Here is a 23,556-nt window from a genome sequence, read left to right as displayed (position 1 = left end):
GGGTGCGTCACCGACCGAGGGACGCCCGGTAGTCGACCCAGGACATGGCGTGTCGGTCACGCTGGCTCACGATCGTCACGGGGGCCGGCCACGGCACGGCAAGATCGGGGTCGTCGAAGCTCACGGTGACGTCCTCGTCCGGTCCGTAGAAGTCGTCGATGCGGTAGACGAAGTCCGTGACCGACGTCAGCGCCTGGTAGCCGTGCAGGAACCCCCGGGGGATGTACACCTGGCGACAGAGCTGGTCGTCGAGGAGGAACGTCTCCATCTGCCCGAACGTGGGCGAGTCGGGACGGGCGTCGATCGCGACGTCGAGCACCGCGCCGTGTGCGCACCGCACCAGCTTGGCCTCGCCCTTGTTCGACCGGCCGTGCAGCCCACGGACCACGCCCTGGTAGGAACGCGACTGGTTCTCCTGCTTGAAGCCTGCCGGGTCGATGCCGGCCTCGGCCATGACGTTCACGTCGAAGGTGCGCGAGAAGTACCCGCGCTCGTCGCGGTGCGGAGTCGGCTCGAAGACCGTGAGCCCGGGGATGGACGTCTCGATGATCCTCATGTCCCACACGCTAGGACGGCAGGCGGACGCACGGGCGGGGCCGAGCGGATGAAATTCGTCCGGGGGAGCCAGCAGGCCGGGTGAACTCGCGGATCCTGCCTTCCGCCGATCGTCGGCGGGTGCGCAGACTGGGAACGTCCACGGCTTCCATGGCGAGGAGCGACGAGATGACCCAGGTCGAGGCCACGCACACACCAGACCTCCTGTCGGCGTCGGAACGGACGCCGAGAGCCTTCAGCGCATCGGCCGCGGCGCAGCGGCGGCTGCACGAGCTCGTGCCGGGCGGCGCGCACACCTACGCGCGAGGCTCCGACCAGTACCCCGAGCACATGGCGCCCGTGCTGGTGCGGGGGGACGGCGCGCGGGTGCAGGACCTCGACGGCAACTGGTTCGTCGAGTACGGCATGGGCTTGCGGGCGGTCACGCTCGGGCACGGCTACCGGCCCGTGGTCGACGCGGTCGCGCGGGCGGCCGCGGACGGCGTGAACTTCTCCCGGCCGACCGTGTGGGAGCTGCGGGCCGCGGAACGGTTCGTCGACCAGGTGCCGGGCGCCGAGATGGTGAAGTTCGCCAAGAACGGCTCCGACGTCACCACGGCCGCGGTCAAGCTCGCCCGTGTCGCGACCGGGCGCGACCTCGTCGCGATCTGCAGCACGCAGCCCTTCTTCTCCACCGACGACTGGTTCGTCTCGACGACGGCGATGTCCGCCGGCATCCCGCAGGCGCACCGCGACCTGACGGTCGGCTTCCGGTACAACGACCTGGACTCGGTGCGGGCGATGCTCGACGCCCATCCCGGTCGGGTGGCGGCCCTGATCCTGGAGCAGGCCACGGCGACGGCGGAACCCGCGCCCGGTTTCCTCGAGGGCCTGCGCGAGCTGGCCGACCGCGAGGGCTTCGTGCTGATCTTCGACGAGATGATCACCGGGATGCGCTGGGCCGCCGGCGGCGCGCAGTCCGTGTACGGCGTCGTCCCGGACCTGTCGACCTGGGGCAAGGCGCTCGGCAACGGGTTCTCCGTCTCGGCGCTCGCGGGCCGCGCCGACCTGATGGAGGTGGGCGGGCTCAACACGGACGCGTCCCGAGCGTTCCTGCTCTCGACCACGCACGGTGCGGAGACGACCGGGCTGGCCGCCTACCTGGCCGTGGCGGACGTCTACGCCGAGCGCGACGTGGTCGCGCAGATGGAGGCGCAGGGCGCCAAGCTGCGTACCGGCGTCGAGCAGGTCGTGGCCGCGGCCGGACTCTCGGCGCACGTGACCGTCATGGGGCGCGACTCGTGCCTCGTCTTCGGCACGCGGGACCACGAGGGCAACCCGTCGCAGGCGTTCCGCACCCTGATGCTCCAGGGGCTGCTCGAGCGGGGGGTGCTGGCCCAGTCGTTCGTCATCTCGGCCGCGCACACGGACGCCGACGTCGAGCACACCGTCGCGGCGGTGCGTGGAGCCCTGGAGGACTACCGCCGCGCGGTCGACGCGGGCACCACGGACGGGCTGCTGCGCGGCCGGCCCGTGGCCCCCGCCATGCGGGAGCGCGCCGCGCCCCGCCGCCTGCCGGACGCACCGGCGAAGGACACCACCGCGCCCGAGGAGGTCGCGTCATGAAGGTCGTACTGTTCTGCGGCGGTCTCGGCATGAGGATGCGCTCCGGCCCTGACTCGTTGCCGAAGCCGATGATGTCGATCGGGTCGCGGCCCGTCCTGTGGCACATCATGAAGTACTACGCGCACTTCGGGCACACGGAGTTCGTGCTGTGCCTGGGGTACGGCGCGAACGCGGTCAAGGACTACTTCCTCGACTACCGGGAGACTCACTCCAACGACTTCGTGCTCACCAAGGGGGGCGAGCACGTCGAGCTGCTGTCGAGCGACATCAGCGACTGGCGCATCACGTTCGTCGACACCGGCATGGACACCGCCATCGGGGAGCGGCTGCGCCGCGTGCGACCGTACCTCGAGGACGACGACGTCTTCCTCGCGAACTACGGCGACGTCCTCACGGACGCCCCGATGAACACGATCATCGACGACTTCCTCGCGACCGACGCCGTCGGGAGCCTCATGGCGGTCCCGCCCCAGGACTCGTTCCACGTGGTGCAGTACGACGGTGACGGCACCATGCACGGACTCGAGCCCGTGGCCGGCATGACCATGTGCATCAACGGCGGCTACTTCGTGCTGCGCCAGGGCATCTTCGACTACCTGGGCGAGGGCGAGGACCTCGTGATGGACGCGTGCGTGCGGGCCGCGCGGGCCGGCCGATTCCGGGTGCACCCGCACAGCGGGTTCTGGGCGCCGATGGACACGCTCAAGGAGCGGACGGCGTTGGACGAGATGAACCGTTCGGGGCACCGGCCGTGGGCGGTGTGGGACCAGGACGTCCAGCACCGCGGGCTCCCGGTTCCCGACATCGAGGCCGGTAAGGCCGTCAGGAGCATGGATGCTGCGGCAAGCCCTGTCGTGGCGGGGGGCAATCCGTGATCGGACTGGCTCTCCCTGTGGGCCCGTTGCGGGTCCTGTGCGTGGCGGCTCATCCTGACGACATCGAGATCGCGTGCGGAGGCACGCTGCTGGGACTCGCAGCGAGGGGCGGGGTCGCGGCCACGTTCGCCACGCTCACGGGAACGCCGGAACGCCGCGCGGAGGCGGAGGCCGCGGCGCAGTCGTTCCTGCCGGGGGCGACCAGCCGGTTCTGGTCGTTGCCGGACGGTCACCTGCCGGCGCACTGGGGTGCCGTCAAGGGTGCGCTGGAGGAGCTCGCCCGGGATCTCGGTCCCGGGGCGATAGACCTCGTCCTGGCGCCCGGCCGTGACGACGCCCACCAGGACCACCGGCTCGTCGCAGAGCTCGTCCCGACGGTCTGGCGTGACGCCCTCGTGCTGGAGTACGAGATCCCCAAGTGGGACGGCGACCTGCGCCGCGTCTCCACCTACGTACCGGTCGACGCGGCCGACGCACGCCGCAAGGTCGAGCTGCTCGCCAAGCACTACCCGTCCCAGGTGGGGCGTGACTGGTGGGACGACGAGACGTTCCTGGGGCTGATGCGCTTGCGGGGGATGGAATGTCGGTCGACCTACGCCGAGGGGTTCACCGTCCGTAAGCAGCGCCTGGACCTGAGGGCGGGCGCATCATGACCACCCGGGTCGCGTTGCTCGCGGAGCTGGGTGTCAGCAGCATCGGCAACGACGCGTCGGCGGCCCAGGTGATCGCCATGCTCGAAGCCGGTCCGGGAGACGTCGACGTCACGATCCTCAGCCGCGAGCCCGCCGCCGCCCAGGAGGAGCTCGGCCGGCCCGCGTGGGACGCCCGCGCCCGGTGGGCCTATCGCGGTCCGATGCATGCCTCCGGCGCGGCCAAGGTCGTCCGGCTCGTCCTCGACCTGATCCACCTGCTGCGGATCGCGGGCCGTTTCGACGTGATCGTCGTCCCCGGCACGGGTGCGCTCGAGGTCGGCCAGGGAGGGCTACCCCGTGGGACGCTCCTGTCGCTGCTCCTCGCCGGCGTCGCGGCCCGGTGCCGCCGCACCCCCTACCTCTGGCTCGCCGTCGGTGGGAGCCGGTACTCGCGCAGGCTCACCCGGTGGACGGTGCGTGCAGCGGCGGCGACGGCGTGCATCCGCTCGTACCGTGACGTGGTCACGCTCGAGGCCGTCCGGTCTGCGGGTGTGGACACCTCACGCGACGTGCTGATGGACGACGTCGTGATCGGGCGGACGGCCCTCCCCCCACGTCGGCCCGAGGTCCAGGACGGCCCCGTCGTGGTGAGCGTCATCGACGTGCCCTCCGCCGCCGGTGCGCCCGAGGCGACGGACGAGGAGCGTCGGCGCTACAGCGGCGAGATATGCCGCTTCGTCGCGGCGCTGCTCGACCGAGGCGAGCGCGTGCGCGTCGTCGTGTCCGACGCAGCGGACGTCGCGGTGGCACGTCAGGTGGTCGAGGAGGCCACGAGGGACAGGACCTCGGGAACGCTCACGCTCCGGGTGCCCCGCAACTTCGACGAGGTGCTGCGTGAGCTCGCCGGTGCCCGGGTGGTCATCGGCAGCCGGTTCCACATCCTGATCGCCGCGGCGTTGGACGCGGTCCCCTTCGTGGCGGTCGAGCACGCGGACAAGGTCGGGATCCTGTCGGAGGACCTGGGGTTGGGAGCCTACCGGGTCGGCGCCCACACCTTCCGGTCCGAGGAGCTCGTCGGGTCGCTCGACGCGGTGACGGACAAGCGCGACGCGCTGTCGCGCGACATCAGCGCATGGGTCGACGTCGCCCGGGAACGGACGCTGCACGGGTACGACGAGGTGCTGGCCAGGCTCGAGCGCAGAGGAGTGACCACATGAGCGCCGCACCCCGCGTGACGATCGGCGTGCCCGTGCACGACGGCGAGCGCTACCTGCCTCGTGCCCTGGCGGCGCTGGAGCGGCAGGACGTCGACGACTTCGCCGTGGTCGTGGCGGACAACGCCTCCACGGACGGTACCCAGGAGATCGCTCGTGCGGTCGCCGCTCGCGACCCCCGGTTCTCGTACGTGCGGCACGAGGCGAACATCGGCGGCGGGCGCAACGCGGCGTGGTTGCTCGACCACGCGCGCTCACCGCTGTTCGCGTGGGCCTACCACGACGACGTGCGTGAGGCGTCGTGGTTGCGCCGTAGCGTCGAGGTTCTCGACGACGCCGGTACGGCAGCGGTGTGCGCGGTCCCCCGCGTGGTGCTCGTCGACTCGCAGGACCGCGAGGTCGGCCATCATAAGGACGGTGACGCCGACCTCGCCGACGGCATGGCGGCAGCCGCCCCGCACCGGCGGCTGGCCACCGTGCTGCGCCGCATGGTCGGGCAGGTCGGGTTCGGCCTGATGCGTACGGCCGCGGCGCGTGGGGCGGGGGGTGTGTCCGTGTCCACGGCGGGAGAGATGGTGCTGCCCGCGGCGCTTTCGCTGGCCGGGCGCCTCGAGGTGGTGCCCGAGCGGGGGCTGCTGCAGATCCGCGTCCACGAGGGGCGGCACGGTGGGGACCGCGCCTCGGAGGCCGCGTGGGTGGACCCGAGCCGCCCGCGGACGGTGTTCCCGTACTCGAGGTCGACAGCGCTGCTGCTGCAGGCGGTGGCGTCCGCACCGCTCGACCGTGCGGAGCGCGCCCGGTGCGCGGCCACCGTGCTCGGTCGCTGGACCGTTCCCGGATGGCGCAGCGTCGCCGGGGACCTGGTCCGTCTGCCCTGGGACGCCGGGCTCGTGGGGGACCGCCGGAGGGCCGCATGAGGCCGGTGCGACGGATCGCGTTCTTCGGCGAGACCGGCACCGGCAACTACGGGAACGAGGCCTCGCTGGACAGCGGGCTGCGCATCCTCGACGGCACGGACGCGAGGCCGGTCGCGGTGGCGCAGCTCCCGGCCGTGGTCGCTGCCGAGCACGGGGTCGAGGCGGTGGAGATCCGACGGCCCGGACCGCCCCGGCGCGGGATCACCAGCCTGCTCGGTCGCGTGGGCGACGTCGCGCACCTCGCCGGTACGGTGCGGTCGGTGGATGCCGTCGTGGTCCCCGGCACGGGCATCTTCGAGGGACAGGGAGTGCGCCCTCGTGGCATCCCGTTCTCGCTGTTCTGGCTGGCGGTCTGGTCCCGCCTGTGGCGTCGCCCTCTGCTGCTGCTCAGTGTCGGGGTCGACGACCGCGGGACGCGCGGGGTGCGCTGGTTCTTCGCGCGGACCCTCGCATGGTCCGACGTGCTGACCGTGCGCGACCAGGAGTCGGCCAGGGCGGTCGCGGCGTTGGGGGTGCACCGGGAGGTCGAGGTCGTGCCGGACCTCGTGCTCGGCCGTGAGCCCGTGACCGAGCACGATACCGGGGGCGCTGCACGGTCTGATCCCCTCGTCGCCGTCGGCGTGATGGACTGGGGTGGCTCGGAGCGTGACGCCGACCGCGAGGTGACCACGGATCGCAGCACCCACCTGGTCCGTGCCCTGCTCGACGAGGGGATGAGGGTCCGGGTGGTGACCGGCGAGCAGCTGGACCTCCGCGTCGCTGTGCCGGTGGTGCATCGTGCCAGGGTCGCCGACCCGGATGCGCCCGTCGAGCTCAGCGAGGCGCGCACGGTGGAAGAGGTCGCGCGTGCCCTGGACGGTTGCCACGTTCTCGTGGCCGCCCGATACCACAATCTCGTCGCGGCCGTGAGCGAGGGGGTCCCGGTGGTCGCCACCGGATACGGTCACAAGCAGAAGTCGCTGGTGACGGCGTACGGCCCGTCCGACCGGGCGCACGACCGTGACGCGTACGACGTCGCCGCGATCGTCGCTCAGGTCCGCGAGATACTCGCCGACCACCCGGCGGAGGCGGCTCGGGTGCGGGCCGTGGCCGCACGCGACCGGGCGGCCGTGCGGGACCAGGATGCCCGGGTTCGCGCCCTGCTCGGGCTCCGCGTCACCGAGAGGATGCCGTCATGAGGCGCCTGCTCGTCGTGCTGGCCGTCGTCGCCGTGGTCCTCGCCGGGGCCGCCGTCGCCTACCGGGAGCTGCGCACGGGCACGCCGACCCAGGACGGCTGGTACGAGCGGCCGCCGGCCGCCGATGCACCGGTGCGGTCCGTCGACCCCTCCACGGCCCGCAGCACGGCCGCCGGGAACCCACGCCTCGTCTCGACGGTCTCGGAGGACGGACGCTACTTCGTCGACCAGGACGGCGAGCCGATCCTCGTGGCCGGGGACTCGCCGTGGTCGTTGCTCGTGGACCTCCTACCCGACGAGTCGGAGACGTACCTGGCGACCCGGTCGGAGCAAGGGTTCAACACGCTCGTCGTCTCGCTCCTGGGCAACCCGGCGAACGGTGGGCCGTCGGCCGACGGTGCGACCGTGGACGGACTGCTGCCCTTCACCGACGGTGACGTGACCCGATGGAACGCGCCGTACTGGGACCGGGCGCACGCGACCCTGGAGCGCGCGGCCGAGCTGGGCCTTACGGTGTTGCTCTACCCTCTGGACAGCTGGGTCCTCGACGAACCGTTCGGGTTGCCGTCGACCGACGTGTGCCGGCAGTACGGCGCGATGGTCGGTGAGTGGGCCGCTGACCTGCCGAACGTCCTGTGGATGACCGGAGGTGACTACACCCCTGAACCCGGCACCGACGAATGTCTCGAGGCCGTGCAGGACGGGATCCGGTCCACGGGCGACGACCGGCCGTTCTCGGCCCAGCTCATCTCCGTGCGGTTCCCGGGGCAGGACGCGCACTGGGGTCCGCTCGTGGACTGGGACTTCGTCTACACGTATCAGCCGGTGTACGAGGCCGTCAGGGAGGCGTACGACAGCCGACCCGTCCGTCCTGCGCTGCTCGGGGAGTCGAACTACGAGGGCGAGAACAACACCGGGGGGCCGCCCACGACGACGGAGACACTGCGACGGCAGGTCCTGTGGGCGATCACCTCCGGGTCACCCGGCGACGTCTACGGCACCGACGACTGGGAGTTCCTGCCCGGGTGGCAGGGACGGTTGAGCTCGGAGGGCGCGGAGCAGGTCGCCCGGATCCGTGGCGTCGTGGCGTCGTTGCCGTGGTGGACGCTCGTGCCGGACACCGGCGAGCTGCTGACCGGTGGCGTCGGTGGCGACCCCGAGGCCTTCGACCAGCTCGAGACCGACCTCGCGACGGCCTCCGTCAGCCCGGGCGGTGACCTGGCCCTCGTCTACGTCCCCACCGAGCGGACCATCACCCTGGACGTCGGGCGCCTGGTGGACGGGGCCCGTGCGTGGTGGGTCGACCCGACCACGGGTGAGGCGACGGAGACGGTGCCCGACGGGTCGATCACGACGCCGGGCGCCAACTCCGCTGGCGACCACGACTGGCTGCTCGTGCTCGGTACGCACGACCCGGGCTGAGCGTCGGCGACGATCGGCCGGTGTCAACCCTCGCTCGTCCGTCGGGTGCGGTTCCGTACGCGACGGACGGCCTCATGCGCCGAAGCCCGCGCGTCGAGGCGCACCGCGCGGGCGAGGATTCGGGTGGCACCCGATATGCGTCCGTGCCGCAGTCTGTAGAGTCCTTCCCCGACCGAGTCCGCGGCGTCGCGCGCGTCGAGGGCCGCCAGGTTGGCGCGGACGTCGGTGAGCACGTCCGGGTCCGGGTGCTGCTCCGCCCCCCACAGCTGCATGCCGATCATGCGCCGAGCCCAGTCGTGCACGACGGTGGGATCACCGTGGGTGGTGTTGGTCTGGTGGCGCCGGTACAACGTCAGCACCTCTGGCAGACCCACCACGTTCGAGTACTGGAGCAGGCGGAACGTCAGGTCCGTGTCCTCGGCGTAGTGAAGAGCAGGGTTGAAACCGCCGACGCGCAGGAACTCCACCCGACGGTAGAGGAACCCGACGAGGTTGGGGAAGGGAGTGCGTCCGGACAGCAGCTCCCGGTGCGTCTCCCCGTTCGCCACGAAGTGGGGACCGTGCCGTTGCCCGTGCTCGTCGATGGCATCGATGGACGAGTAGGCTGCGCCCGCTGTCGGGTCGCCGTCGAGGGCGGCGACCAGTCTCGTGAGACGGTCCGGTAGCCAGACGTCGTCGTCGTCCAAGAACGTGACGAACTCTCCACGGGCGAGCGCTGCGCCGTGGTTGAGCGGGATCGAGACCCCGTGGCCCGACTCCTGGACCACCGTGGCGCCCGGCACGGCGGCCGCGGCGTCCCGCACGCCGGCGGGGTCGGGCGAGCCGTTGTCCAGGATGATCAGCTCCCAGTCGGCGAACGACTGGTCCTTGACGCTCTGCAGCGCCTCAGGGAGGTAGGGCGAGACGCGGTTGGTCGACATCACCACCGTGACCCGTGGATCGCCCATCAGATCACGTCCGCGAACTCGCGCTCACGCTGCTGGAACACGAGCAGACCGCCTGCCAGGGCCACCACGGACGCAACGACCAGAGCGACCACCTGCCATGCCGGCGGAGCGGACGTGCCGAGCAGGGACCATCGGAAGCACTCCATGAGCCAGGTCAGCGGGTTCGCCTCGAACCACCATTCCAGGCCGGCCGGAACCGCGTCCAGCGAGTAGGCCACCGGGGTGGCGTACATCAGCACCTGCACGAGCCAGGGCATCACGTACTGGACGTCGCGGTACTTCACCATGACGGCGGAGGCGGCCAGGCCCGCACCCGAGCCGAGCGCCAGGGCGCAGAGCGTCCATACCGGCACCAGGAGTGCCGCCCAGCCGGGATTCACACCGTTCACCACGAGCAGCACGGCGAAGAGAAGGAGGGAGACGACGAAGTCGAGGAGTACGGACAGCGTCGTCGAGAGCGGGACGACGACGCGAGGGAAGAACACCTTGGACACGAGCGCCTGGTTCGCCACCAGCGAGGGTGCGGCCCGTGTCAAGATGCCGGAGAACACGGTCCATGCGATGGTGCCGGCGAAAGCGAACAGGAAGTACGGCACGCCCCCCGTGGGGAGGCCGGCGACACGTCCGAACACGACGGCGAAGATGCCCGCCGTGACCAGCGGCTGCAGCACGACCCAGGTCACGCCGACGGCCGTCTGGCGGTAGCGCAGCACGACGTCCCGGACACCGAAGCGGTAGAGGATCTCGCGCGCTTCCCACAGCTCGCGCCAATGGGGCAGGTTGAGGCGCCCGGGTGGAGTGATCACTGTCCTGGGAGAAGGCATTCCGGCGTCACCAGGCTTCGTAGTCGAAGTCGCACAGGACGGCACCGAAGATGCCGTCCTCGATCACGATCTCGGGGTAGGGCAGATGGGGCAGGACCTCGAACGCCGCGGCAGCACTCCACGCGTCGAAGACGCCGGCCTGGCACAGGAACATGTCGACCGTGTACGGTCCTGGTCGCAGCCACAGGTCCTTGATCCGCAGCTCGCCCCGGTGCGGTTCGGACGGGTCGAGCCAGAGGCTGACGAGGCGAGAGTCGCACTGCGCCACGATCAGCCCCTGGTGGTCCCGGATGTTGCACGTGACGAAGTACTTGCCGACGATCTCCGGGTTGGCGCCGACCTCGAAGCTGACGACCGTGTCGCCCACGGGCTCACGGATCTCCGGCGTGCTGACGTCCCGCAGTCGGATCTGCCCGTTGCCCGGGCGTCGCTCGGCGTCCCGCTGTCGCACCCGGTGTCCCTCGAAGCTCTCCCGGTAGGCCTCCATGACGTCGTCCACCGTGCCGTGCAGCCTGAGCTCACCGCGGTCCAGGAACATCGCCGAGGTGCACAGCGAGGTGACGGTCTGCAGCTGGTGACTCACGTACAGCACGGTGCGACCGTCCTTGGCGACGTCGCGCATCTTGTCCAGCGACTTGCGCTGGAACTCCGCGTCCCCGACGGCGAGGACCTCGTCGATGGCGAGGATCTCCGTCTCCAGGTGGGCCGCCACGGAGAACGCGAGCCGGACGTACATCCCGGACGAGTAGCGCTTGACGGGTGTCTCGAGGAACCTCTCGATACCGGAGAAGCGCACGATGTCGTCGAAGCGGCGCCGGATCTCGCGTCGACCCATGCCGAGCAGCGAGCCGTTCAGGTAGATGTTCTCGCGCCCCGTGAGCTCCGGGTGGAAGCCGGTGCCGACCTCGAGGAGGCTGCCCACGCGTCCGCCGAGCTCGACCCGCCCCTGGCTCGGCGCCGTGATCCGGGTGAGGATCTTGAGCAACGTGCTCTTGCCGGCACCGTTGTGTCCGACGATCCCCACGGCCTCACCCCACGGAAGGTCGAAGGAGACGTCGGACAGGGCGTCGAAGGTCTCGAACTCCCGTCGCCGCAGGGGCGCCTTGAAGCGCTCGACGACGGCCTCCGACAGGCGGTCGTGGGCGCGCCCGGAGGTCGCGATGCGGTACGACTTGCCCAGGCCGCGCGCCTGGATCGCCGACTCGGGCTCGGGACTCACCTCTGCACCGTAGGCACCAGGGGTGGTCATCCGGAACGGCGGCAACGGGTGAATCTCTGCTCATGCGCGGCCATCGGGGGTGAAACCGGTCGGTTCCCCGGCCACCACCGGCAGGTCGCGGCGTGACCATCGTTGCGCCCGGCGTTCGATGCGGTCGGGCGCCTTGCCGTAGCGGCCCAGGAGCCTCGCGATCGCCACGTCCGCCAGGAGTCGTCCGGTGCGGATCCCCGCGCGTGACCCGTGTTCCCTCGCGTCGCGGACGGGGGCGGGCAGCACGCGGGTCCGCAGCAGCCGTCGTCGCTGCCGGGCGGGCAGCCAGGTCGCGGCGAAGAGCAGCAGGTTGCGCAGGTAGTAGTAGGTCCCGAGATAGGCGTAGGCGCCGGTGAACGACCGCGAGACCCCGTGGCGGACCACCGCTCGGGGCGCGACCTGGAGCGCGACCCCCAGCGAGCGCGCCCGCATGCTCCAGTCCGAGTCCTCGAAGTTGAGGAAGTAGCGGTCGTCGAAGGGGCCGACGAGCCGCCAGGTCGCGGCGGACGCCGTCACGCTGCACCCGGCCAGGATGTCGACGGCGTACGGTTCGCCGCCCTCCTCGGCGCCTGCCGCGGCGGCCTCCGCAGGTGTCATGTGCCGCGGCAGTCCGTCGTCCGGGTCCAGGAGACCGCCGGCGAACCAGGCACGTTCCGGGGCGTCGCGGTAGAGCACGCGCGGACTGGCGGCCACGCGGCTCCCCGCCGTGGTCCGGAGGAGCTCGTCGAGCGCACCGGGGTCGACCACCGTGTCGTTGTTCAGCACGGTGACCACGTCGTATCCGTCGCGCAGACCGCGGGCGAGACCGGCGTTCATCCCCCCGGAGAACCCCCGGTTCCTGCCCGTCTGCATCGTCGCCACGTGGGGCCAGGCGGCCGCCACCGTCTCGAGCACGCCGTCGAACGACCCGTTGTCCACGACGAGCACGTCGTGCCCGGAGGAGCCCTCCATGATCGAGCGGACGCACGCGAGCGTGTCGTCGGCACCGTGGAACGACAGCACCACGACGAGGCTGCGGCAGGTCGGCGACACGTCAGTCGGCCACACGTCGCAGGCGAGGCCACAGCTCGCCCGCCAGCGGGTGGAAGTCCCGCAGCAGGCGCCAGGTGACGGGGGCCGGGAGCCATACCGCGCCGTAGAACCGGTAGCGGTGGATGTCGTTCGCGTGGCCCCACGAGCGGATCTTCGCGAGGATCTCCGCCGGCGTCCGGCCCCAGGAGTTGTGCACCAGGGAGTCGAACTCGTCCGGCAGACTCTCCCTGACCTCGCCGTCCTCCGGTGCGCGGGCGGACTGCAGCGACGTGTCGCCGGGGACGACGAGGCGGAGGAACGGTCCGTCCGTCCGGCGCGTGGAGGTGAGCCGCGCCAGGGGGCGCACCAGGACCGGACCGGGGTACTCGAGGTGCGGCGCGCCGCCCGGCTGCACCACCTCGTACCGTGCACGCCGGGTCCGGCGGAAGATCACGCGCATCGGCAGCTCGACGGCGTCGACGCCGAGGGCATCGGCGCGGTCCATCGCGTGAACCAGGAGCCCTGGTGCGGGAAGCAGCTCGTCACCGTCGAGCTGGACGACCCAGTCCGTCCCGGCGAGGGCGTCGACGGCGGCCTGTCGCTGCCGCGTCTCGGCACCGAGCGGGTCACGCGGATCGACCCAGCTCCCCGGGACCACCTGTGCGATGCCGCGGGTGTCGACGGTCCGCACGATGTCGAGGCACTCCTGGACGGGCAACGGCCGGCCCGTCCAGCCTCGTCCGTCGTGCGGCAGCGGGACCACGAGCTCGTCGAGCAGCGGGTAGTACACCGACAGCGTGCGATCGAGCCAGGTGGGATCCCCGGGAAGGACGTACGCGCCCACGCGACGAGGGTCCATCGTGCCCTGGCCTCCTCTCGCGTCCACGGCGCCGCGGCTGGTCGGCACCCGGGTTCATCATCGCTGTTCGGCCCTCGGGTACGACAGCACTTCGCCATCTCCGGCGGGGTGAAGTGTGGGTGAAGCCGCCCCGGATCCCGTCCGGGTGAACTCTGCGCCTGACCTCGTCGTACCGCCGGGCGGGTGCCTAGCGTGGGGACATCGGGCCGGACCGAGGAGGCGTGATGACACGACGCGCGGCGGTGGTGGCGGTGTCCGTGCTGGTGGCCGTGCTCGTCGTCGGGGCGCTACTGGTCGGTCGTCCTCCCGGCGGCGGCCCCGCGTCCGAGGTGCCGTCGCAGGCGCCCACCGCCGCGGTGCTGACCGAGGACGTGCCCGTGTGCGGGATACCGGACCTCGCGCCGGTGGTCGCGGACGGTGTCGACGGGTCGTCGCTGCCGGGTGTGCGCACCGTCGTGGAGGACGTGCTCCCGGAGCCCGGTGAGCTCGCCACGGCCCGGGTGCGCGACGGCACCGCGTTCGTGATGTCGCGGGACGAGGCCACCTACACGGTGGCCCGCTTCGACCTCGCCGACGGCAGCGCCCAGGGCGAGACCTCCGTGACCCTGGAGTGGGACCCCACCTACGAGCTGTTCGGCCTCGACTCCTTCGAGGTCGACGACGACGGGAACGTGTACCTCCTGGACACGCTCATGGGCCGTCGCGACCTGCTGAAGATCGCCCCCGACGGCACCGAGCAGTGGCGCGTCGAGCTCCCCACCGGCCCGCAGACCACCGGTGCGGTGCTCGACCTGTCCGGCACGGTGGTCTGGGACATCGAGGAACGCGGACCGGTCGTCGGGGTCAACGACGCCGGCGCCGTCATGCACCGCGTCACCGGCGACGGCGAGACCCTGGACCCGCTGGCCGTGGACGGCCGGGTCCTGGGCGCCCTGGACGAGGGCGCGGTGGCTTACGGCGGCGAGGACGACGGGCCGACGCTCACCGTCACCGGCGCGGACGGTGCGGTGCAGGCACGTCTCGGAGCGCCCGCCGAGCGGGACGGGCCGATCGGTCTGCCGGACCTGCCGTGGACCGACGCGACCGGCGCCGCGACCGCACCGGAGGGAGGGCTGCTGCTGGCCGAGCCGGGCACGGGACTGCGTTGGTACGGCTCCGACGGCGTCCGGCGGGGGGTCTGGCCCGACGTCGGCTTCGATCTCGCCCAGCCGTTCTCCCTGTGGGACCGCACGCCGGTGCTGCGCGACGGGGAGGACTACTACCTGCTCACCGACGGCCCCGACGCCACCGTCGAGCTCACGCAGATCGGCTCCGCGCGGATGTCGTCAGGGCTGCGCGAGCCGATCCAGGTCGACGCGGCCGACGAGTCCCTCGTGGCCGTCCTCGGTCTGGGTGCCGGGCTGCTCGTCGACCGGCCCTACGGGGTGTTCGCCGCGGACGAGACGCCACGGGTGACCGCGGAGTTCGACCCTGCCTGGGGCGCGCACGCCGACCGGTACCGGCTGCGCTACCAGGTGCGCGGGGACCCGCGGGTGCCGGACCCGGTCGTCGGGGACGTCCGGGTGGTCGGCCTCCCCGCCCAGGGTGGCTCGGTCGACCTGGAGCTCCCGAGCCCGCGACCCGGTGTGTACGAGGTGGACGCCGCCCTGCTCGACGGGGACGACGTCCCCGTGTCGGGGACGTGCCTGCGGTACACGGTCACCCCGCCGGGCAGCGCGCTCGACCCGTCGGCCCTCGCCGAGGGAGCCGACTGGGGCGGGGCGGCGCCGTTGCGTGGTGTGCAGCTCGCCGACCAGCTCGGTGTGGGTTCCCACCGGGTGCAGCTCGACTTCGGTGCGCTGGTCCCGGACCCGGCAGGGCCCCCGGACCCGGCCGCGATCGTCTGGGACTCCCTGCCCGGTGCGGAGCGGCACGCCGTCGACGGGGAGATCACGGATCCCTTCGCCGACCTCACGGCTGCTGCCCGGCTGGCGTCCCGCACCGGCGTGCGACTCGCGGTCCAGGTCGGGCAGGGAGGCGAGGCGGAGACCTCGGCCGCCGAGGCCGGCACCTGGGAGGGCTGGGTGCGGGTGATCGTCGCCGAGCTGCGCGAGCAGGCACCCGGCATCTCGGCCTGGGAGCCGTGGAACGAGCCGAACAACACCGGATACGACGACGCGCCCCGCTACGAGCGAGAGGTGGGTGCGCCGTTCGCGCGAGCCGTGCGCGCCGCCGACCCGGACGCCGTCGTCGTCGGGGGCAACACCCTCGGGTTCGCCCTGGACTGGTGGCGCTCCCTGGTGGACGCGGGCGGCTGCGCGTCGATGGACGCCGTCGGGATCCACCCCTACACCGGGTACAACCGCTCGTGGGAGGAGGAGGGGTTCTCCCGCGACGGTGCCGAGATGGACGCGCTGCGTGAGATCCTCGCCGACTGCGACGGTCTGCCCTGGTGGGACACCGAGTCCGGGTGGTGGTCGGACGGCGTCGTGAACTTCTGGGCGTCCGGGTGGGACGTGGCCCGCAAGCTGTGGTGGTACGCGACCGAGGACGTCGCCGAGTGGACCTACTTCTTCAGCGAGGGCGGCTTCGGTGAGAACGGTGTCTCGTGGTCGCTCGTGCAGTACGACGGTTACGTCAAGCCGGCGGGAGCGGCGATGGCGGCCACCGCGCCGCTGCTGGACCGGTACGACGACGCGACGACGGTCTCCACGGGCGTTCCCGGGGTGCACGCCGTGCGGGCGGCCGCGGACGACGGGTCGTCGCTCCTGGTGCTGTGGTCGGAGGGACTGAGCACGCCGGTCCTCGTCGACCCCGGCGGTGACGACGTCGAGGTCGTGCGCCGCGACGTCTACGGTGCCGAGTCATCGCTGAACCTCGGGGCGGGCGGCACTGAGGTGCTGGTGACCGGCAGCCCGGTGGCGTTGCGCACGCCCGCCGGGGAGGGGCTCTCGGTGCGGGCCGTCGAGCCGTTCGGCGAGGACGTGCTGGCCGGGGCGTCCGTGACGGCGTCGTCCACCCATCCGGACGCCGGGGACCCGGCAACGATCACGTCGGGCACGTTCGCCGTCCGCGACCCGTGGCGCTCCGGTCGGCTCGAGGACGGGTCGGTGGACCCCGCCCCGTCGGTGACGGTCGAGCTCGAGGTGCCCGTGGAGGTCGACCGCCTCGCGGTCGCGACCGCCGGGATCCGCTGCTGCACCGCTGGCCTGCGCCACTACACCGTCGAGGTCCGGACGCCCGCCGGGGAGTGGCGCGAGATCGCCGTGCGGACGGATCAGCTGTGGGACCGCGTGGCGTTGCTGCGCACCGAGCCGGTGGAGATCGACGCCGTGCGGGTGACCGTGCCGTGGACGCAGGTGCGTGGCACCCGGGTGCTCGACGTCAACTACACCGGCGTGCTCGGCGGGCCGCCGCCGGTCTCCATGGGGCTGGCCACCGAGAGCGACTGGCTCGTCGCCGTCAGCGCCGTGCAGGCGTGGTCCCCGTCCTGAGACAGGACGACGTCGGCGTTCTCCGAGGCCGCGGGGGTGAACTTGGCTGCGGGACGTGGGTGACCGGGGTGAAAAGACGCCCGGGACGTTGAGCGGTCCCCGACCGGGGCCGAGACTGGGGATGGCCCGGCTGCACGAGGAGGACGCCATGACGACGACCCGCGCTGTGGCGTTCTACCTGCCCCAATTCCATCCCGTCCCCGAGAACGACGAGTGGTGGGGACCCGGCTTCACCGAGTGGACCAACGTCGCCCGGGCGCGGCGTCTCTACCCCGGGCACGTGCAGCCCCACCTCCCGGCCGACCTCGGGTTCTACGACCTGCGCCTCCCCGAGGCCAGGGCCGCGCAGGCCGATCTCGCCCAGCAGTATGGCGTCGAGGCCTTCGCCTACTGGCACTACTGGTTCGGCAACGGGCGACGCATCCTCGAGCGCCCCTTCGCCGAGGTGCTCGACTCGGGTCGTCCGGGCCTGCCGTTCTGCCTGGCGTGGGCCAACCAGACGTGGAGCGGCATCTGGCACGGCGACCCGGGCCGGGTGCTGATGCGTCAGGAGTACCCGGGCGACGAGGACCACGTGGCCCACTTCGAGGCCGTGCTGCCCGCGTTCCGTGATCCGCGCTACCTGCGCGTGGGGGGACGTCCCGTGTTCTACCTCTTCCGCCCCGAGGAGCTGCCCGACGCCGGGCGCTTCGTGGACCTGTGGCAGTCACTGGCCCGTCGTGCCGGTCTGGAGGGCCTCTACCTGGTCGCCGAGATGAGCGACATCGACGGTGGTGGCGTGCGCTACGACCGCGTCAAGGAGGACGGCTTCGACGCCGGGGTGTACATGCGGATGCCGGCAGGCCGGTCGCGGCTCGACATGCTGCGTATGCGGGCGTACCGCAAGCTCGCCGGTGGCCCGGAGATCCACCCGTACTCGACGTCCTGGGCGGAGCAGAACCGCACCGGAGACCTCGTGCAGCCGTGCGTGTACCCGAACTGGGACAACACCCCGCGTTCGGGACGCCGAGGCGTGGTGCTGCACGGCGCGACGCCGGACGGGTTCCGCGAGAACGTGCGCCAGGCCGCGGCGTCGATCGCCCACCGGCCGGCCGACGAACGTCTGCTGTGGGTCAAGTCGTGGAACGAGTGGGCCGAGGGCAACCACCTCGAACCGGACCTCCGGTTCGGGCACGGTTGGCTGGAGGCTCTGCGCGACGGGCTGCGGGAGGACGGATGACCTCGACACCACCGACGACGGCGCCGACCCGGGACCGGGTGCCGAGCCGCCCGCTGCGCATCGCGATGATCTCCTACTACCTGCCGAGCGCCAGCAAGCAGGGTGTCGGCTATCAGGTGCACGAGCTCGCCACCGAGCTCGTGCGCCGGGGCCACCACGTGGACGTGATCAGCGAGTGCCCACCCGTGGCAGGCGCGACCTACGGGCACCGGCACGTCGAGCTGAACGGCTCCCTGCGCACGTTCCGGTTCGCGACGGCGGTGCGTCGCCTGGACCTGTCGGGGTACGCCGTCGTGCACGCCCACGGCGACGACTACTGGATGTGGCGGCACCGGACCGACCGGCACGTGCGGACCCTGCACGGGTCCTGCTTCGAGGAGGCCCGCCGCATCCGCGGTCTCAAGGAGCGCACCCGGATGGTGCTGCTGGGGCTCTCGGAGGTGCTGGCCAGCGTCGTGGCCGACCACACCGTGGTCGTCTCACCGGGCACGCGGCGCTGGTACCCCTGGGTGCACGACGTCGTGCCCAACGGTGTCGACCTGCACCGCTTCCGGCCGGCCCCGGACGAGCGCTCCCCGTACCCCGTCGTGCTGTTCGTCGGGACGTGGCGCGGGCGCAAGAACGGCGCCGAGCTCGCCCGCCAGTTCGTGGAGCACGTCCGCCCGCGACACCCTGACGCCGAGCTGTGGATGGTCTCCCGTGACGTCCCCGACGACGCCGGACCGGGGATCCGGGTGCTCGGCGCGGTCGACGACGACGAGCTCGCCGAGGCCTACCGGCGGGCGTGGGTCTTCTGCCTGCCGTCCGACTACGAGGGGTTCGGCCTCCCGTACGTGGAAGCGATGGCGAGCGGGCTCCCGGTGGTCGCCACGCCGAACGTCGGTGCGCGGTATGTCAGCGACGAGGGCCGTGCGGCTCTGCTGACACCGCTCGACGACGTCGGGCCGGCGCTCACCGATCTCCTGACCGACGGTGGCCGTCGGGCGGTGCTCGCGAGCGCGGGAGCCGTCCGGGCGCAGGAGTTCTCGCTCTCCCACGTCGTCGACACCTACGAGGACCTCTACCGCCGCACCCGCCGTTCTTCGTCACGCTCGACGACGGCGGGGCGAACGCGCTGATCCGACCGCGCCGACGGACGCCGGGGCCAACCCACGGACGACCAGGAGCACCCCGGCGGCGACGGCACCGACGAGCAGCAGGGAACCGAGGACATCGCCTGGTCGGTGGGCGTGGGTCACCACGGAGCCGAAGGCCGAGGCGAGCAGGATGATCGCCGCGAGAATCCGGACGGTCCGTGGCACGCGGCGACGGGGCCAGAGGACGAGGACCGCGACCAGCAGGCTCGCGGCTGCGGCGACATGGCCGCTCGGGAAGGTGTTGACGACCGCTTCCCCGTTGAGGCCCTGTCCGACCGGCGGCCGCGGGAGGTGGTCGCGCAGGAGGCGCGCGAGGAGGACCGAGACGACCACGACCGACCCGGCAGCGACGACCGGCGCGACGCGGCGTCGACCCAGAGCGATCACGGCCAGCACGGCCGCCAGTGCCGCGAGCGCCAGGGGGAGGGTCGTGCGGACGACGTCCCCGAACGGTTGCAGCGGGGCCAGCTCATGAACGGTCCAGGCCCGCACGTCGCCGTCGATCCCGCGTCCGCCGGTGGTGTGGACGGAGACCAGAAACAGGACCACGAAAGCCGCAGCGCTCACCAGGGCCAGACCGGCCAGGCGGAGCTGCTCGGTCGTGACCTCGTCGAGAGGTGTGGTGCGCGTCGGTGACATCGGTCTCCGTCCCTCGTAGGTCGATCATGCCCCGGCCCGGGGCCCCGGCGGTCGGTGTCGGGAGGGTGAAACCCGGCGGGACCCGGTCCGTGGCCCGGCGTAACCTAGGACGGTCAGCCCGCACGCCCCGTCCCGGGGCGAGGTGGGCCCGTCGCCGTGCGCCCGAAGGATCTCCATGAATCTCACCGGCATCGTCCCCGCCCTCCTCGCCGACCCCGGCGCCGCCGCCGCGCTCGAGGCCGTCGGGAGCGGTGGCGAGGTCAACGTCGTCGGGCCGAAGGGTGTCCGGGCCCCGCTGCTCGCCGCGGCGGCCGAGCAGCGCCCCCTGGTCGTGGTCACCGCGACCGGCCGCGACGCGGACGAGACGGCAGCGGCGCTGCGTGCCTACCTGCCGGACGAGCGGTCCGACAGCGTCGCGGTGCTGCCCGCCTGGGAGACGCTGCCGCACGAGCGGCTCTCGCCCCGGGCCGACACCGTGGCCCGGCGCCTCGCCGTGTTCCGTCGGCTCGCGCACCCGGACGAGACCGGGCCGACCGGTCCGGTCGACGTGCTGGTGATGCCGGTCCGCGCGCTGCTGCAGCCCGTCGTGGAGGGGCTCGGCGAGCTGGTGCCCGTCGAGCTGCACACGGGGCAGGAGGCGGACCTCACCGCGGTGGGCGACGCCCTGGTCGCCGCCGCCTACACGCGGGTCGACATGGTGGAGCGCCGGGGCGAGTTCGCGGTGCGCGGCGGCATCCTCGACGTCTTCCCGCCGACGGAGGACCACCCGCTGCGCATCGAGTTCTGGGGCGACGAGATCAGCGAGATCCGGTGGTTCGCCGTGGCCGACCAGCGCTCCCTGGAGATCGCCGAGCACGGGCTCTGGGCGCCGCCGTGCCGGGAGATCCTGCTCACCGACGCCGTGCGGGAGCGCGCGGCCGGGCTCGTCGAGCAGCTCCCCGGCGCCACCGACATGCTGGACAAGCTCGCCGCCGGCGTGGCCGTCGAGGGCATGGAGTCCCTCGCTCCGGTGCTCGTCGACCGGATGGTGCCGGTGCTGGACCTGGTCCGTGACGACGCGCTGCTGGTCCTCGACGAGCCCGAGCGGGTCCGACGTCGTGCCCACGACCTGGTCGCCACGACCGAGGAGTTCCTCGCCGCGGCGTGGACGGGGGCCGTGGCGGGTGCCGACGCCCCGATCGACCTGTCCGCCGCGTCGTTCGCCACCTTCGCCGAGACCCGCGAGGTCGCCGCGCGGCGCGGGCTCGGCTGGTGGACGCTCTCGGCGTTCTCCCTCGACGCGGCCGAGGCGTCCGACGACGAGGCGCCGGCGGTCACCACGGACGACGGCGGCACCACGGTGACGATCGCGGCCCGCGACGTCGAGTCCTACCGCGGCGACGTCGCCCGGGCGCTCGACGACGTCCAGGGCCTGCAGAAGGCCGGGTGGCGCCTCGTGCTCACCACCGAGGGCCCTGGCCCGGCCAAGCGCATGGTCGAGCAGCTCGGCGCCGTCGACACCGCGGCCCGGCTGTCCACGGACCTGGCGGCCGAGCCGGAGGGCGGCGTCGTGCACGTGGTGCCGGCGCTGGTCGGCAAGGGCTTCGTGGTCCCCGAGCTGCGGCTCGCGGTGTTCAGCGAGGCCGACCTCACCGGTCGGCAGGGTTCCTCGACCCGCGACATGCGCAAGATGCCCTCGCGTCGGCGGAACGTCGTCGACCCCCTGCAGCTGCAGGCCGGCGACTTCGTCGTCCACGAGCAGCACGGTGTGGGGCGCTTCGTCGAGATGGTGCAGCGCACGCTCGGCGCCGGGGCGAACCGCGCCACCCGCGAGTACCTCGTCATCGAGTACGCCTCGTCCAAGCGCGGCCACCCCGGCGACCGGCTGTTCGTGCCGATGGACCAGCTCGACCAGGTCACGAAGTACACCGGCGGCGAGTCGCCGAGCCTGAACAAGATGGGCGGTGCCGACTGGAAGAACACCAAGGCGCGCGCCCGCAAGCACGTCCGCGAGATCGCCAGTGAGCTCATCCGGCTGTACTCCGCGCGTCAGGCCACCGCCGGGCACGCCTTCGGTCCGGACACGCCGTGGCAGCGCGAGCTGGAGGACGCCTTCGCCTACGTCGAGACGCCGGACCAGCTCGTCACGATCGACGAGGTCAAGGCCGACATGGAGAAGACCGTCCCTATGGACCGGCTGATCTGCGGCGACGTCGGCTACGGCAAGACGGAGATCGCGATCCGCGCGGCGTTCAAGGCGGTGCAGGACGGCAAGCAGGTCGCCGTGCTGGTGCCCACGACGCTGCTCGTCCAGCAGCACTTCGACACCTTCTCCGAGCGGTACGCGGGCTTCCCGGTGAACGTGCGGGCGCTGTCGCGGTTCCAGAGCACCAAGGAGTCCGAGGAGACGGTCCAGGGGCTCAAGGACGGGTCCGTCGACATCGTCATCGGCACCCACCGGCTCCTCACCGGCTCGGTCACCTTCAAGAGCCTGGGCCTGGTGATCGTCGACGAGGAGCAGCGGTTCGGCGTCGAGCACAAGGAGACGCTCAAGCAGCTGCGCACCAACGTCGACGTGCTGGCGATGTCGGCGACGCCGATCCCGCGCACCCTCGAGATGGCCGTCACCGGGATCCGGGAGATGTCCACGCTCGCCACACCCCCGGAGGAGCGCCACCCGGTGCTCACCTACGTCGGGGCGTACGAGGAGCGGCAGATCGCCGCCGCCGTGCGCCGCGAGCTCCTGCGCGAGGGCCAGGTCTTCTACATCCACAACAAGGTCGAGTCGATCGATCGCACCGCGGCCAAGATCCGCGAGCTCGTGCCGGAGGCCCGCGTCGGCGTCGCGCACGGCAAGATGAGCGAGAACCAGCTCGACCAGATCATCCGCGCCTTCTGGGAGCGCGAGGTCGACGTGCTCGTGTGCACGACGATCGTCGAGACCGGCCTGGACATCTCCAACGCCAACACCCTGGTCCTGGAGCGTGCCGACACCTTCGGGCTCTCCCAGCTCCACCAGCTGCGCGGCCGCGTGGGTCGCGGTCGCGAGCGCGCCTACGCCTACTTCCTGTACCCCCCGGAGCGCCCGCTGACCGAGACGGCGCACGACCGGCTGGCGACCATGGCGGCGAACACCGACCTCGGGGCCGGCATGCAGATCGCGATGAAGGACCTGGAGATCCGCGGGGCCGGCAACCTGCTCGGCGGCGAGCAGTCCGGGCACATCGCCGGCGTCGGGTTCGACCTGTACGTGCGCATGGTCGGCGAGGCCGTGCGGGCCTTCAAGGGCGAGGGGGACGCCGAGGAGCCGGAGATCACCATCGAGCTGCCGGTGGACGCGCACCTGCCCGAGACCTACATCGCGACCGAGCGGCTGCGCCTCGAGGCGTACAAGAAGATCGCCGCCGCCCAGGACTCGGCGGCCCTGGCCGAGGTGCGGGCCGAGCTGACGGACCGATACGGGGCGCTGCCCGAGCCGACCGAGTCGCTGTTCTGGGTGGCCGAGTTCCGCAACCACGCCCGTCGCGCCGGGCTCACGGACGTCACCGCCCAGGGCAAGTACATCCGTTTCGCGCCGCTGGACCTCGCCGAGTCGGCCCAGATGAGGCTCAAGCGGCTCTACCCGGGCACCGTCCTCAAGCCCGGCATCCGCGCCGCTCTGGTGCCCTTCCCGACGACGGCGCGCATCGGCGGCAAGCCGCTGCGCGGTGCGGCGCTGCTGGACTGGGCCCGCCAGCTGATCGACGCCGTCGTGCTCGGGGAGGTGTCCGCCGCGGCGGCGGCCGGGACCGCGTCACGCTGACGGCTCGGGGTCGTCGCGAAC

At 72.2% G+C, this 23,556-nt stretch carries 18 protein-coding genes; 11 read left to right on the top strand and 7 right to left on the bottom strand.

Translation table 11 applies throughout. The annotated features are described in order from the left end of the window. Nucleotides 1–7: 7 nt before the first annotated feature. Entirely contained in the window at nt 8–556 is a 549-nt protein-coding gene (gene rfbC, locus PO879_RS12755; protein WP_278235256.1) for a dTDP-4-dehydrorhamnose 3,5-epimerase, read from the bottom strand. A 167-nt stretch (nt 557–723) separates the two neighbouring features. Between rfbC and PO879_RS12750 the strand changes: the two genes are divergently transcribed. Genes PO879_RS12750 through PO879_RS12720 form a run of 7 tightly spaced genes read left to right on the top strand, consistent with a single transcriptional unit; the run spans nt 724 to nt 8,397 of the window. Continuing rightward, entirely contained in the window at nt 724–2,160 is a 1,437-nt protein-coding gene (locus PO879_RS12750) for a glutamate-1-semialdehyde 2,1-aminomutase (protein ID WP_278235255.1), read from the top strand. Further along, nucleotides 2,157–3,035 carry a glucose-1-phosphate cytidylyltransferase gene (locus PO879_RS12745; protein WP_278235254.1) on the top strand — a complete coding sequence of 293 codons (879 nt, stop codon included), beginning with the start codon at nt 2,157–2,159 and terminating at the stop codon, nt 3,033–3,035. The genes PO879_RS12750 and PO879_RS12745 overlap by 4 nt, the downstream gene beginning before the upstream one ends. A 41-nt stretch (nt 3,036–3,076) precedes the next feature. After that, nucleotides 3,077–3,688 carry a PIG-L family deacetylase gene (locus PO879_RS12740; protein ID WP_278235253.1) on the top strand — a complete coding sequence of 204 codons (612 nt, stop codon included), beginning with the start codon at nt 3,077–3,079 and terminating at the stop codon, nt 3,686–3,688. Beyond that, a complete protein-coding gene (locus PO879_RS12735; RefSeq protein ID WP_278235252.1) occupies nt 3,685–4,884 on the top strand; it encodes a polysaccharide pyruvyl transferase family protein in 1,200 nt (399 codons plus the stop codon). Before PO879_RS12740 ends, PO879_RS12735 begins: the two co-directional genes overlap by 4 nt. After that, on the top strand, nt 4,881–5,798 hold the full coding sequence (locus PO879_RS12730) for a glycosyltransferase family A protein (RefSeq protein WP_278235251.1): 918 nt from the start codon (nt 4,881–4,883) through the stop codon (nt 5,796–5,798). Before PO879_RS12735 ends, PO879_RS12730 begins: the two co-directional genes overlap by 4 nt. Beyond that, a complete protein-coding gene (locus tag PO879_RS12725) occupies nt 5,795–6,976 on the top strand; it encodes a polysaccharide pyruvyl transferase family protein (RefSeq protein ID WP_278235250.1) in 1,182 nt (393 codons plus the stop codon). The genes PO879_RS12730 and PO879_RS12725 overlap by 4 nt, the downstream gene beginning before the upstream one ends. Continuing rightward, on the top strand, nt 6,973–8,397 hold the full coding sequence (locus PO879_RS12720; RefSeq protein WP_278235249.1) for a DUF4038 domain-containing protein: 1,425 nt from the start codon (nt 6,973–6,975) through the stop codon (nt 8,395–8,397). The genes PO879_RS12725 and PO879_RS12720 overlap by 4 nt, the downstream gene beginning before the upstream one ends. Before the next feature lie 23 nt (nt 8,398–8,420). On the opposite strand, the gene PO879_RS12715 is transcribed toward PO879_RS12720, so the two are convergent. Genes PO879_RS12715 through PO879_RS12695 form a run of 5 tightly spaced genes read right to left on the bottom strand, consistent with a single transcriptional unit; the run spans nt 8,421 to nt 13,272 of the window. Next, the gene (locus PO879_RS12715; RefSeq protein WP_278235248.1) at nt 8,421–9,344 is read right to left on the bottom strand and encodes a glycosyltransferase; all 924 of its coding nucleotides are present in this window, start codon (nt 9,342–9,344) and stop codon (nt 8,421–8,423) included. Then, a complete protein-coding gene (locus PO879_RS12710; RefSeq protein ID WP_278235247.1) occupies nt 9,344–10,150 on the bottom strand; it encodes an ABC transporter permease in 807 nt (268 codons plus the stop codon). Before PO879_RS12710 ends, PO879_RS12715 begins: the two co-directional genes overlap by 1 nt. Nucleotides 10,151–10,175: 25 nt before the next feature. Next, nucleotides 10,176–11,387 (bottom strand): ABC transporter ATP-binding protein, encoded by a 1,212-nt coding sequence (locus PO879_RS12705; protein ID WP_278235246.1) that lies wholly within the window; start codon nt 11,385–11,387, stop codon nt 10,176–10,178. 60 nt (nt 11,388–11,447) lie between these two features. Beyond that, entirely contained in the window at nt 11,448–12,464 is a 1,017-nt protein-coding gene (locus PO879_RS12700; protein ID WP_278235245.1) for a glycosyltransferase family 2 protein, read from the bottom strand. After that, nucleotides 12,451–13,272, bottom strand: coding sequence for a hypothetical protein (locus PO879_RS12695; RefSeq protein ID WP_278235244.1), 822 nt, complete (start codon nt 13,270–13,272; stop codon nt 12,451–12,453). Before PO879_RS12695 ends, PO879_RS12700 begins: the two co-directional genes overlap by 14 nt. Nucleotides 13,273–13,511: 239 nt before the next feature. Between PO879_RS12695 and PO879_RS12690 the strand changes: the two genes are divergently transcribed. The 3 genes from PO879_RS12690 (at nt 13,512) to PO879_RS12680 (ending at nt 19,097) form a co-directional block, all read left to right on the top strand. Further along, complete coding sequence (locus PO879_RS12690) at nt 13,512–16,760, top strand: hypothetical protein (RefSeq protein ID WP_278235243.1); 3,249 nt, start codon at nt 13,512–13,514, stop codon at nt 16,758–16,760. 148 nt (nt 16,761–16,908) lie between these two features. After that, the gene (locus PO879_RS12685) at nt 16,909–17,979 is read left to right on the top strand and encodes a glycoside hydrolase family 99-like domain-containing protein (RefSeq protein WP_278235242.1); all 1,071 of its coding nucleotides are present in this window, start codon (nt 16,909–16,911) and stop codon (nt 17,977–17,979) included. After that, a complete protein-coding gene (locus tag PO879_RS12680) occupies nt 17,976–19,097 on the top strand; it encodes a glycosyltransferase family 4 protein (protein WP_278235241.1) in 1,122 nt (373 codons plus the stop codon). The genes PO879_RS12685 and PO879_RS12680 overlap by 4 nt, the downstream gene beginning before the upstream one ends. On the opposite strand, the gene PO879_RS12675 is transcribed toward PO879_RS12680, so the two are convergent. Next, a complete protein-coding gene (locus tag PO879_RS12675) occupies nt 19,065–19,754 on the bottom strand; it encodes a phosphatase PAP2 family protein (protein ID WP_278235240.1) in 690 nt (229 codons plus the stop codon). The genes PO879_RS12680 and PO879_RS12675 overlap by 33 nt on opposite strands. A gap of 175 nt (nt 19,755–19,929) precedes the next feature. Here PO879_RS12675 and mfd point away from each other — a divergent pair, with 175 nt between their 5' ends. Next, nucleotides 19,930–23,535, top strand: coding sequence for a transcription-repair coupling factor (gene mfd, locus PO879_RS12670; RefSeq protein ID WP_278235239.1), 3,606 nt, complete (start codon nt 19,930–19,932; stop codon nt 23,533–23,535). Nucleotides 23,536–23,556 lie beyond the last annotated feature (21 nt).

Origin of the sequence: Isoptericola sp. AK164 (genome assembly GCF_029643425.1) — a bacterium.
Lineage (GTDB): Bacteria > Actinomycetota > Actinomycetes > Actinomycetales > Cellulomonadaceae > Isoptericola > Isoptericola haloaureus.
The sequence above is the reverse complement of the archived record's forward strand: the minus strand, read 5'-3'. Positions and strand labels throughout refer to the sequence as shown.